The sequence below is a fragment of the Enterocloster sp. OA13 genome, assembly GCF_022440595.1.
Classification (GTDB): Bacteria; Bacillota; Clostridia; order Lachnospirales; family Lachnospiraceae; genus Enterocloster; species Enterocloster hominis.
This window is the reverse complement of the sequence record NZ_JAKNTF010000001.1, coordinates 1531796-1544394: the sequence shown is the minus strand read 5'-3', so window position 1 is coordinate 1544394 and position 12599 is coordinate 1531796. Positions and strand designations below refer to the sequence as shown.

Here is a 12599-nt window from a genome sequence, read left to right as displayed (position 1 = left end):
TTAATATATTTCCCTGAAACTGCTCTCTTTAATCACCGGGATCACCTCTGTTTCCATGCGCTCTATGCGTATGAACCGCCCCTCATGAAGCCGCTCCACCAGACGTGATATGGATGCTTCGTCCCCCTGGACCTCCATCTCCACATCCCCGTCCCACAGATTCTTCACCCATCCCGTAAGTCCCAGGGAACTGGCCAGATAGCATGCCGTGTACCTGAATCCAACGCCCTGTACCCGTCCGGAAAATATGATATGTTTCCTGACCACATTCATAAAACCATCACTCCATTATAATAACCTGTCACCCCATCACGTTCTTTGGGGTGCCGTCCAGATATGCCGCCACATTGTCAAATACAATCACTGCCCGCTTCACCAGCGCTTCCTTTGTGGCAAATGCCACGTGAGGTGTGACGATGATGTTGGGGGCGGAAAACAGCGGATGACCCGTTTCCACCGGAGGTTCCTTTTCAAACACATCAATACAGGCTCCCCCAATCCTGCCCTCTGTCAGGGCCTCTGCCAGGGCGTCCGAATCCACCACCGGACCTCTGGCCGTGTTGATGAGGACTGCGTTTTTCTTCATCCATCCAATGCTTTCACGGTTCATAAGGCCGCGTGTCCCGTCATTAAGGGGCGTGTGCAGGGACACGATGTCACATTCGGATAACAGTGTCTTAAGGTCCACGAAGCGGACTCCCTCCACATCCCTGACCGTCCTGCTGTATGCCAGCACCTCACATCCAAATGCCTGGGCAATCCTGGCCACCCGGAGTCCAATGGCCCCGGTTCCAACCACACCGAACTTCTTGCCCTCCAGTTCAAAGCCAACCAGGCCGTCCTTTGTTCCCCCCTCGCGGCATACGCGGTCGCATGGAATCACGTTCCGGTAAAGGCTGATCAACATGCCGAACACCAGGTCAGCCACCGCGCTGGTGGAATAGCCCGCACAATTGCACACCGTGACCCCGTTCTTCCGGCAGGCGTCCATCGCAATATGGTCGATGCCTGTAAATGCCACTGCCAGAAGTTTCAGGTTCCTGCACCCGTTTATCACATCCTCATTTAACGGCAGGTTGGATACCACAATGATTTCCGCATCCTTTCCGCGCTCAATCAGCTCCTCTGTGCCGGTAACCTTTGTATCGTGATATACAATCTCCACCCGGACGCCCAACGCTTCCTTTGCCATGGATAAAAGCTTATCCTTCTCCACTCCAAGCGGTTCAATTATTACCATTTTCATCTCAATCTACCTCCGATATTTTATGCAGGGATTTATGGCCGCGCTGCAGGGCCTTTATTTCCTATCAATTATATAGCACCGGATTGGATTTTACAAGCCAAAGACAGTTTGGGGGGATTTCCGGCAGGCAATGCTGGGGACACGTAAACATCTTCCTTTCCATCCGCCCAAAATGGCTCCCCGCCGGATTTTCCCTGATCATTGTTCCAGCTCCACCGCCAGTTCCAGATTGGCCTTCTCATATTCGTTAAACACGCCTGCATCAAACTTATCTGCGGGATACATACCGGAATACCATGTATAGGCGCTGAAAAAATCATTCCATAAATCATTCTTGAAAATGTATCCATGCCGGGCATAAACCTCATTGCGGAAAACCGCTGTCAGCTCCGGCGCCCAGCTGATCTGCTGCATTTCCTCCCTTGTGTAATATCTGGAGTCTGAATCAAAGACAGGCAGACCGTAATCCACAGGATATCCCTCCGCAGGATACCCGCCTGTGGTGCCTTCCTTAAGCTGCCGTTTATAAGCCGATATGATATAATGGAGTGCTTCTGCCGTTGGTTCTGACGCATCTGCCTTACGGTATCCATGATAATCCCATATGATTTCATTGGACAGGAACTGATACCCGGATGATACCTTCTTAAGGGTCACTATACACTCCTGGGTAAACTGGGTGTATCCGTCGGAAAGGCACCATATCCGGTACCGGTTTCCATCCACCTCGCCTCTGGGGCAGAAAAAGCTGCGTATATTCGTATCGCCATGCTCCGTATAGTACCGGTCATACTGCGGCAGGTAAACCCACCCAAGCCCAGTCTCCATCCGGTCAAGGGTAAGTCCTGTCTTATCCGCCAGGAACGCATCAATCTGCGCCTTGCCCAGATGTACCATATCCGTCATTATCTCCGTCTGTCCCACTGCCTTGAGAAACGCCTCCCTTTCTTCCCCTGTCATGGCAGGCTGGTCCATGCCTGCCCCTGAATAAAAAACCTCATTCAGATCCAGGTATTCCGGGGACTTGTATTCAGACAGAAGAAAGCCGTAATTGTCAATCCGGTTCAGATATTTTTCAAAATACCGCAGTTCATCTTCATTGAGCTGGCGCGGTGCCGCAGATTCCGCTTCCGGTTGTGCAGACTCCCCTTCCGATTTTGTATCCCCCGCTTCCGGTTTTTCAGACCCCTCTTCCAGTTTTCCAGATTCCCCTGACGGATTATAAAACCCTTCTGTGTCATAGGATTCTGATGGTTCCTCATTGCTTCCATCCATCCCTTCCTCACCGCTACCATCCATCCCTTTCATTCCATCCCCCTCCGGACCAGACTCCGGATGGTCCGTTCCCTGCACGTCTGTCCCCACCGCCCTGCCGGCAGCGGGATTACATGCCGACAGTCCAGACATGGCCAGTGCCATTGCTAAAATAATCATGGTCCATGGTGCTTTTCCTTTTGTAAAACGGCATTTCCGCCTTAAGTCCTTTCTCTCCCTTAAACCTCTTCCCATCATGCGCCTCCTGGATTTATTACCAATATTTTACCATGGTTTGTGAATTACAATTATGAAATTATCTTTAATTTTACAAGCCCTCCCGGCAAAGGACAAGCCTGCTGTCATTATAACAGCAGGCTCCTTCTTTGATGGGAATCACTTCGTGGTCCCAATGGCATCAACCAGTTATAAAAAATAAACAAAAGTTCTGATCCATTTTGGGGGTCAGGACTTTTGTTTATGTCGAAATGTAGTATAGGGTTTTTTGCTAAAAGTTGATAAAATAAGTATTTTAATGTATATTTGTAGTATAGAAAGGAGACTTATATGTTTATTAAAGTTGTACCTAATGTCAAGGGCAATCAAAATACCTGCTTCTGCTACCTTGTGGAATCCTACCGCGATCATGGCAAGATTAAACACCGCACTCTTAAGAATTTCGGCCTTCTTGAGAATGATCAGGTGCCGTATCTGAAAGCTATGTATGCAAAAAAGAAACCTCGTCTGATTTATGATGACGAGGGGGCGTAGTATAGAAATGATAGACATCAAGCGTGCGCTGGAGGCACTTGATTGGCTTCTCAGTTCTCCCGATACCGCCAGCGCTGCAAGAACAACCATACGAGGATTTACACAGTCAAGAAAGATATCCTTGCGCGATGTACTTCTTTTCTATGTATTTCGGTCTGCCGAAACCACAAACAAGGACATGGCTCTTTACTTTTCAAAGCTTGAAAAACCGAACGTTTCAAAACAGGCTATGTTTAAGGCTCTAAACAAACTTAATCCCGATGTGTTTCCCTTTATCATACACTCTTTTGCCAAAGAATTCTATATGCATCAGGAATATCATACACTGGATGATTATCTGATACTTGCCTGTGATGGCTCGGTACTTGACCTGCCCAATTCATCAGAATTAAGAGGGTATTATGGTGGGGTAACAAACATGTACATAAAAGATAATAGCCAGGTAAAGAAACCACAGGCAAAGTGTTCGATTCTGGTTGATGTTTTAAATCATGTAATCCTTGATTCTGTCATAGCGCCATACAAAACCTCCGAGCTCCCAATGCTATTTGAACATTTAAAGAGTTGCGAGGAGGTTCTTCAGGGAAAGAAAATCATTCTGCTTTGTGACCGCTATTACGGTTCTGCTGATTTATTCCTCTATAATGCCCTGAGAGATTATAAGTTTATTGTGCGAGGCAAAACAAATTTCTACAAAGAGTATGTCAACAGCATTGAAAGAGACGGAATCATCGAGGTCCCCTTTAATCGGGCATGGATCAAACGTTTGAAATATGAGGATAACAGGGCTTATGCGGAGCGTGTTGGGGCTTTATCACTTCGCGTGATCAGGAATACGTATGAGTATACATTGACTGATGGCAAAGCCACTACTCCCCCGACCGTTACGGACTCTATTTATTTTACGAACCTGGAATCTGACTCATTTTCAACAGAACGTATCTTAGAGCTTTATCATGTACAGCGTTGGGATAATGAAACCGTATACTTTGATATCAAAAACCATCTGGAAGCCGAACGTTTTAATTCCACAAAATATAATATCGTTACAAATGAGATTTATGGAAAAATACTTTGTTTCTCAGTTTGCGGTTTGTTTTATGAAGCAGCATGTGAAGATAGTAAAGAAAACAGTCACATAAGAGAACCATCCAACAAATATGAATATATTCCCAACATGAAGAACATAACAGATACCCTTCGGGCAGAACACCGGTTTCTAAAGCTGCTGTCAGATTTCAAGATGTATGAGCGTGAGATTATGCCAGCAGAATACCTTTCGAGTTTAGTCAGGGATTTTGCCAAAACAAAAGTGCCAGTCCGACCTGGAAGGCATTATCGCAGATGGGGGCGTTGGATGACCTGGATACCAACAGCAAAGTTTAGAGTTGATGGCAGACGCAATCCTCCAATCAAGAAACTCTATAATGGTCCCGGATACCTTACTACGCAACGGTAGCAGAATGCAGAAGTAGTATAGAAACATATATTTCATATATTTTTTAAAGTTAGTGTTGAAATACAGGGGTATCTCTGCGCTTTTTTTGATGCAAAAAACCAGTTCGACAATTTGACGAACTGGTTGATGCCATTGGAATCACTTCGTGGTCCCTTTCTATTTCTCAAATCCCTTCCATGTGACCTTCCACTCCCCATATGCATACTTCAGTTCAAGGTTCAGGTAGGTGTAGCTGTCCTCCCCTTCTTCCTTAAACCGGTATACTGCTTCCGCATACACCTCCTTTAAGTCCGGATGGTACTGTATCCTCAGTTCCGGCAGTTCTGAGTCATCCACGGCCACTGTATCCTCCAGCTCCTTACGGGAAAATGTACTGCATTCCCCGGCTGTTTTAACATCCCCGCTTAAATAAGCCCGGCAGAACCGCATGGCAGTGTCATAAACCTTTGATGAAATCATGTCCACGCCCAATGCAGAATAAATGCCTGACTTCAGCCCGTCCCGGAGGACCGCAACACGCTTGACGTCCGCATCAGGGAACACATCTTCATCAAAGCAGAACAGAAGATAGATATCCCTTCCATCCCTCTGCTGGATTACCGGCTCATACAGGTGTTCTTCATCCCCGTATCCTTCCAGCTGTATCCCAATCTGGTGATTGTCCGCAAAACCAGCAGCCTCATCCTCATCGGCTCCCTGAAAATGCATGCTGAACGCATTGGGGTACTCTTCCACCGCCACCAAGGCTGCCTGGGTCTGGTCCGGTCCTTCTATGAGCTGATGGCAGGTATATGCGTCCAGCAATTCCCTGTCATCCGTTGTAAACAGGTATTCCACGCTCCTGTCGTCCTGTGTAATGGATATCTTAAACGCGCCTGCATGTCCTGCATTCCATATGCTGATTACAAATTCCTCCGGTCCGGCCTGCATATAACCATAGCCGCGGTCCGGTCTGCCGTCCCCTGACAGGACAGTGCCATCCGCATCCATATATGATGTGACCTGGATGGTTTCCCTGTAATCACGTGGGACGGGCAGCGGCCTGCCGCTTTCCGCCTCCCGCCGTTCCATGGTCAGCTCATAGAAATTTCCCCACTGCTCCACCCCCACCAGGGCCAGCATATCCCCCTGTCCGATGGGCACTGCCTCTGTTTCCCTTTGTTCCTGAGACGGCTGGGACTGTGTATCAATTCCCCGGATAACATTTTCCGCAACAGACGGAACATCCTGCGTCCCTGTGGTTTCCACACTGCCTGTAAATGTACATGCCCCCAGCAGCAGGACCGCTCCCGCCACCGCCGCCATCATGGCCCCGGTCGTCTTCGGGTGTGCCGCAAGGATCCGGATACGTTCCCTGACGGTCCGCGGCCCGGCTGTCATTGTGGTGGCAACGGAACATATCCCTTTTCCCCTTCCCCGCGCCTCAATCATGCCCACCAGGGTCCTTCCATAGGCAAACCGCTCCCTTTCCCCCAGAAGCTTAACCGCTGCCTCGTCGCATGCCAGTTCACAGTCCTGTCTGGACAGCACTGCCGCCAGCCAGATCAGCGGATTCACCCAGTAAAGGCACAACAGCCCGCACCTTAGGATTCCCCAGTAACGGTCCCCATTGGACACATGGCTCATCTCATGGGCAAGGATATGGCACAGTTTTTGGTAATCATCGGGGGCGGAAACCGGGATATAGATTCCCTCATCCGTCCCCCACCCGTAATAACAGGGGGATTGGATTCCTTCCACCACATAGACCCGTTCTGTCACAAAAACCGGCATGGTTCCGTAAAATACCTTTCTCCTGCTGACCAGCATCCTGTGGAAGCGCCGGTTGACCATAAACATCCACAGTCCCAGAAGCATGCTTCCCAACACCCATATAACCATGATCCAAAGCTGCCAGTCAATTCCCGCTGCCCTTTGGGCCAGCGTCACGGTCTGCCCCGCACTGTCAAAGTGATAGACATGGCCGGTAGCCACATTATCTGCCAGATATTCCAGGCTAGTTCCCGCAATCACCTGCCGGTGGACCGCATCCGCTGCATTCATCACACTGAACCGCGACCGCAATGGGTCCGCCAACCCCTTAAGGGGGCCATAGATATATGGACCAAACACCGGCCAGGCCAGACGGAGGACCACCAGCCCCCACAGGCCGTACCGGATATTGGGACTGATTTTATCTTTCAGTATCAGACGCAATGCAGCAATTGCCAATATCAATACGGAAGATGATATCATGGTATCTATCATAAGCCTTCCTCCTCTGCCTTCCTGAGCACTTCATAGAGTTCTTCAATTTCATGCCTGGAAAGCGATTTTGAATTTGCCATGGCATCCACCATCAGGCTGACGCTTCCTTCATATACCCGCTCCAGGAATCCCTTTGTCTCCTGCAGGGCCGCATCCGCCCTTTCAATGGATGGATAGAACTGCTTGGCCCGCTGCCCTTCCTCATGGTGCACGGCCGACTTTGCCTCCAGACGGTTCAGCATGGTAATGACTGTATTCTTGCTCCAGCCCCTGTCCTTTTTCAGCGCCCTTGTCAGTTCCATGATGGTCTGGGGCGGATTCTCCCACAACAGGTTCATTATCCTCCATTCACCGTCAGACAGACTGACCTTCCCGTTTTCCTCCATGAATACACCTCCTCTATAACCCCTGCAATCCATCTCCGGATTCCGTGATGTAATGCTTTTTAGGTATACATATGTCTACTTAAAGCTTATCATGATGGTAGACATATGTCAACTTTTTCTTTCTGACAGGTGCATATCATCCCCGTTTTTCCGGGAAGATTGTATCACAAAAAATGGATGCCCTCATTCAAGGTACATCCATCCCATCCTTTGACGCTGCATCCGGTTCTTTACTTCCCATCCGGTTCCTTACTTCCCATCCGGCCCTTTACTTCCCATCCGGCCCCTTACTTCCCATCCGGTCCTTTACTTCCCGCCCGGTTCCGGCAGCATTTTCACATATTCAATAAACGCAGGAAGGGGCAGGGGCCTGCTGTAATGATACCCCTGGTAAATCCTGCACCCAAGTCCGTCCAGGACCTTCACCTGCTCCTCTGTCTCCACACATTCCGCCACCGTGCTGACTTTCAAAATACGGGACATGTTCATGATATTGCCTATCAGCTCACAGGTCTGTGCATGGCCGGGCAGACGTTTAATCAGGGAACCGTCAATCTTCACCTCATCATAATCAGCAGAGTTAAGATAATTCAGGGAACCATGGCCCATGCCGAAATCATCCATGCTGATACGGATTCCGGCTTTCTTCAGCTCCTCCAGCTGATGTTCCAGGTTGGCGCCGGGATTCAGGGCCACCTGTTCTGTCAGCTCAATGGTCAGATACCTGCCCTCCACATGCATTTCCCTCAGAATATCAACCACCTTTCCTGCAAAGCCGGGGTCCTCCAGCTGCAGCGGCAGGATATTAACGGAAAATGGAATTGGATGCCCAGTCTCCTGCTCCGCCATTTTCATGTCCCGGCAGGCCATGGAGACAATGGATAATCCCAGTTCGTCAACAAATCCGCCCTGGGTGGCCAGGGCAATCACCAACGGGGGATAGATAAACGTATGCCCCATATAATCCCACCGCAAAAGGGCCTCACACCCATAAAGCGTACGGTCCCGGTACATCTGGGGCTGATAATACAGCTGCAGCTCCCCCTTCATAAGCGCATACTGAAGGTCCGAGGACAGAAGCTTTGCTGTCTGCCTGTTCTCATATGTCCTCCAGTAAAAATCCCTGACCCATACAGACTGCTCCTCTTCCTTCATGGTGTTTTCCAGGTTCTTTATCTTGGAGAGGAATTCCTTTTCCTGGATGGCCTCGCTATGCCTGACAAAAGGGATATAAATCAGGGTGCCCACTGCAAGGTTAAACAGCTGGAGCAGGCTGCCCCTCACTGAACCAGTGGCCAGGTAACCGCTGAACAGGGCGGGCACGGTCCACTCCACGCTGTTCGACACGGCGGGGACCAGGCTGAAATAGATAGCCATGCCGCTGATAACCGACAGGACGATGGGGGTAAGGATAAAGGGGAGTATCATATCCGCGCTGAATATAATGGGGAATCCGAACAATACCAGTTCATTGGTATTAAATACAACCGCGGGCAGGGACAGTTTGGCAAGACGCCTGTTGTTCTTTTTCCTGGCCGCAAGAAACAGCGCCAGAACCAGACAGACGGCGCAGCCGCTTCCTCCCATGAATACAAATGTGTCCAGGAATGTCTTGCTGAAGATACGGTCCGGAACAAGCCCCTGGGCAATCATGCCCTGGTTGACAGCCACCTCTGACTCAAAAAGCCTGCGCGAAACAGCTTCCAGGGTGTTGGTCCCGTGAATCCCGAAAAACCACAGGACATGGGATATAAGGATATAGAGCAGGATGGAAAACATGCCGTTGCCCAGATGTTCAAATAATTGCAGGAACAGGTATGAGCCGAAATTCATGATATTGGCGTCTTCAAACAACAGGTACAATATCAGTCCTGAAACACCGCACACGGCAACGGTGACCACAGCAGGTACCAGGCTCTGCATGGAGGCATTGAAATTATAGGCAACCCCCATGGTATACAGGCGCTGATGCCCCGCAACCCACCGGTAAATCATGGTAAGCAGCCAGCAGCTGACCAGGGTAATGCAGATTGCGGTAAAGCTCCACTCAGGCCCCCAGATGGAAAGCCCGCCGCTGGGATAACAGAACGCAATAAAAGAACAGAGGGACACCGCCGGAAAGAACACGGGGGTATTGTCATAAACCGTCTGTTCCTCCCCATAGGCATACGAAATCATCAGGGCAAAAATAAAGCCCAGTGAACCAAAGGTGGCCTGGTAAATCCCCATCAGGAACATATCCAGAAGACTGCCCGCCCCAGAAGCAAGGAAAGCCTGCCATATCTTCACAGGAAAATTCATGATGATCAGGGAAAATGACCCCATGATCAGGAATGGTATGGTCAGCAGAAGCCCCTGCCTGACGGAAAATATGAATATATTATGATTAAGGAACCGGCGGACTTTTTCCATTGGCTCACCCCCACCCTCTGGCCGCATCATTCATCCGGCAGCCGATAAATTCTCAATAGCCATTATACCATTCTTTCTCAGCAGACACAATCCGGCTGTTGGGTGATTTTTACATTTATCCTGTAATCCATCCTATAAAAAAGCCCCTCTGCATTGAATTGCAGAAAAGCCTTTTACCCCTCCCGGTTCCCTCCGGCGAAATGTCCCCAAATCAGGAATCCGCCCGAGACGCCAAGGGAACATACTGCACTGATCATGGTCCTCCTTTTAAGTTGTTCCAGCCATTCCACCCGGTACGCCTCCCCCATCCTCCCCATACGGTCATGGAGTTCCCCTGCTTTCCGGCTCCAGAAGTCAAAATCAGACCATTTCCCCGGAATCAGCCCGGCCGGTATCTTCAGTTCCAGCTTCCACAGAAGGAGGATTCCAAGAAAAAGCAGGGATAATGCCAGGATTGCCAGACCAAGACGCCTTCTTTTTCCCACCCCTCTGCGCAACAGCTCCCGGCACAGCCAAATCAGTACCGCCACAGGGGCAGACATCACTGTCAGGCAGGAAAATGAGAAAAAGAGGAATCCGTCCACACACACATAGCCGTTTCCTATCCCATGACGGAACAGGATACGTTCCGCCGCTGTTTCGCCGGAGCTGTCTTTTCCGCAGCTGATGATCATGCAGCGCATCCCTTCCTCCTTACCTGCCGGTATCAGGATGACGTATCCGGAATCATCCGTCACCCCCCGTACCACATATGCCTGGTCACGGCACCATACCTGTTTGCCGGACACTGACACGGAGCCGAACAGATCCATGGCCAGCCCCCTGCTGATGATACAGCCCTCCCGGTCCGACCGGCAGCCGTAGGTCCCATCCACCAGACGCCTGAAAGCCGCCATATCCCTGGAACCATGGACCGACATACATTCCGCCTGCTTCTTCTTTCCCAGTTCACGGTTTTGGACTAAGACGTCCTCTGTCAGGGTCCAGGCCGTGATTTCCTGGCTGACCAGACGGGCAAGCTCCTCCTGTGACGGCGCGTCATCCTCCCGGTAGTACATAAAAACCTGTCCCCTGTAATCCCCGGTGCTCCACGCAGTCACCGCGCCAAATCCCCACAGGGAAAACAGCAGCAGCAAAAAAATCCATTTTCTCATTTCCCCACCACCCTGACGCGTTCACCTTCACTGACCGCTTTATCCGACGTGGTAATCAGCCTGGCATCCCGGGCCACCGGTCCTGAGACGGCTGCTCCTGTACTGCTTTTCTCCAGTACTTCAAGGTTAATCCTGACAGCGGTCAGTTCTTCGCCCAGGATTGTCTTCGCAGGCTCTGCCGCCAGACAGTAGAATCCTATGTTATCTTCCCTCAGGGCTTCGATGGGGATTACCAGCGGATAGATGTCTGATTCCATATAGACGGAAAAGGATGCGCTGCCCCCAAGGCTTCCCTCCCCATCCGGCATCGCAGCCGTCACCTGCGCTTTATCAGTCCCTGCTGTCTGGTCCACCGACTCCACCTCTGCCTCCACCTCCCCTGACTGTCCTGTGATTTTCACCTTCATTTTAGTACCCTGTTTTAATAGTTCTGACTTATCCTTATCCATCTGTGCAATCAGGTTCAGGTTTCCCACTGCCAGCCTGACCTGGGAACCGGCCTGGGTCCTGTCCCCTGCCTCCAATCCAGAGTCCGCCACGATTCCGTCCACCGCCGCCTCCACACGTCCTTCACCCGCAATCAGGGCATCTGTTTTTTCAAGTTTTTTCTCTAGCTGCCGTATATCCAGTTCCATGGATTCCTGGCGCAGCCGTGAGATTTCCTTCCTGGCCGCTTCCTCTGCCATCACGCCGGCATCGGACACCTTTGCGTTCTCCAGATTCTCCATGGACCGGTACAGGCTTTCCTCCAGCCCCTTGACCGTATCCCTTGCGTTTTTAAGCTTATCTTCCTCTGCCTTTACCGCATCTTCGTAAGCCTTGCGAAGCTCCTCCCTGGCTGTCTCTTCCCCGTAATCTATGTCCTCATATGTTTCCTCGGCCGCATACATGGCCGCCCTTTTCTCTTCCACCTCAAGGTCCTGCCCATCGCGGATGTCCTCCAGGTCTTCCTCCGCCCGCTCCAGTTCCAGCTGCGCCCGTTCCAGGTCCTCCTCCGGCGCATCCTCCCGTGCTTCCAGCTTATCCAGTTTTTTCTGCCTGTCTTCCACTTCGCGCTCCGCCTTTTTTACCGCGGCATCCCTGGCCAGCCGCGCTGCCTCATAGGCCCTCCTGGCGCTTTTCATGGCTCTCCTGTTATCTTCCTTTACCTCTTCCCTGGTCCGGTTCTTCTTCTGCACATAGTCATGCTCCAGGTCAGCTGTGGAAACCAGGTAATCCTCTTCGGCCTCTGCCAGGTCTTCCTGACCGGCTTCAAGCGCCCTCCTGGCAGCGGCCAGCTGCTGCATGGCCAATGTTTCCTCCGTCACCCTGGGAACCGGTATGCCGGAAAGCTTTTCCTGCTCCAGCAGAAGCCTTGCCTTCTCAAGTTCCAGGGACAGGTTCTCCCTTTCTTCCACCAGCCGTTCCATCTGGAGCAGGAGGATGGTATCTCCTGCCTGTACCTTCTGGCCGGGCCTCTTAAGTATTTCCCCAATCTGCATGTCCTCCGGCAGTGTGATATAGACAAAACGTCCGGCCGCGAACTCCCCTGTCCCCTCTATCTCATAGGATACGATTCCCTGTTTCCCATATCCGGTTTCAACCCTGGTAACGGTAACGCTGTCAAGCGCCCTGGATAAAAAGGTCAGGACTGCCATGATTGTCAGGAACAGTACTGCTGTCTTCTTCAT

Annotated in this window: 10 protein-coding genes; 2 read left to right on the top strand and 8 right to left on the bottom strand. The window is 50.8% G+C overall.

Annotated features, from left to right (window positions below; genetic code table 11):
* The 3 genes from MCJ35_RS06825 to MCJ35_RS06815 form a co-directional block, all read right to left on the bottom strand.
* On the bottom strand, nucleotides 1–273 hold the full coding sequence (locus MCJ35_RS06825; protein ID WP_008715987.1) for an acylphosphatase: 273 nt from the start codon (nucleotides 271–273) through the stop codon (nucleotides 1–3).
* A gap of 28 nt (nucleotides 274–301) precedes the next feature.
* Nucleotides 302–1246 (bottom strand): 2-hydroxyacid dehydrogenase, encoded by a 945-nt coding sequence (locus MCJ35_RS06820; protein WP_025482311.1) that lies wholly within the window; start codon nucleotides 1244–1246, stop codon nucleotides 302–304.
* A gap of 198 nt (nucleotides 1247–1444) precedes the next feature.
* Complete coding sequence (locus MCJ35_RS06815; RefSeq protein ID WP_025482312.1) at nucleotides 1445–2755, bottom strand: YARHG domain-containing protein; 1311 nt, start codon at nucleotides 2753–2755, stop codon at nucleotides 1445–1447.
* Nucleotides 2756–3067: 312 nt separating this feature from the next.
* Between MCJ35_RS06815 and MCJ35_RS06810 the strand changes: the two genes are divergently transcribed.
* Together MCJ35_RS06810 and MCJ35_RS06805 are read left to right on the top strand one after the other, a co-directional pair.
* The gene (locus MCJ35_RS06810; protein WP_240299418.1) at nucleotides 3068–3271 is read left to right on the top strand and encodes a 2-C-methyl-D-erythritol 4-phosphate cytidylyltransferase; all 204 of its coding nucleotides are present in this window, start codon (nucleotides 3068–3070) and stop codon (nucleotides 3269–3271) included.
* Nucleotides 3272–3278: 7 nt separating this feature from the next.
* Nucleotides 3279–4730 (top strand): IS4 family transposase, encoded by a 1452-nt coding sequence (locus MCJ35_RS06805; RefSeq protein WP_240299417.1) that lies wholly within the window; start codon nucleotides 3279–3281, stop codon nucleotides 4728–4730.
* A gap of 156 nt (nucleotides 4731–4886) precedes the next feature.
* Here MCJ35_RS06805 and MCJ35_RS06800 read toward each other — a convergent pair whose 3' ends face one another.
* The 5 genes from MCJ35_RS06800 to MCJ35_RS06780 all read right to left on the bottom strand — a co-directional run bounded on the left by MCJ35_RS06800 (nucleotide 4887) and on the right by MCJ35_RS06780 (nucleotide 12599).
* Complete coding sequence (locus MCJ35_RS06800; protein ID WP_025482316.1) at nucleotides 4887–6977, bottom strand: M56 family metallopeptidase; 2091 nt, start codon at nucleotides 6975–6977, stop codon at nucleotides 4887–4889.
* Complete coding sequence (locus tag MCJ35_RS06795) at nucleotides 6974–7363, bottom strand: BlaI/MecI/CopY family transcriptional regulator (RefSeq protein WP_008715995.1); 390 nt, start codon at nucleotides 7361–7363, stop codon at nucleotides 6974–6976. The genes MCJ35_RS06800 and MCJ35_RS06795 overlap by 4 nt, the downstream gene beginning before the upstream one ends.
* Nucleotides 7364–7669: 306 nt before the next feature.
* Nucleotides 7670–9775, bottom strand: coding sequence for a PTS sugar transporter subunit IIC/EAL domain-containing protein (locus tag MCJ35_RS06790; protein WP_025482317.1), 2106 nt, complete (start codon nucleotides 9773–9775; stop codon nucleotides 7670–7672).
* Between the two features lie 173 nt (nucleotides 9776–9948).
* Nucleotides 9949–10929 carry an ABC transporter permease gene (locus MCJ35_RS06785; protein ID WP_025482319.1) on the bottom strand — a complete coding sequence of 327 codons (981 nt, stop codon included), beginning with the start codon at nucleotides 10927–10929 and terminating at the stop codon, nucleotides 9949–9951.
* Entirely contained in the window at nucleotides 10926–12599 is a 1674-nt protein-coding gene (locus MCJ35_RS06780) for an HlyD family secretion protein (protein WP_240299416.1), read from the bottom strand. The genes MCJ35_RS06785 and MCJ35_RS06780 overlap by 4 nt, the downstream gene beginning before the upstream one ends.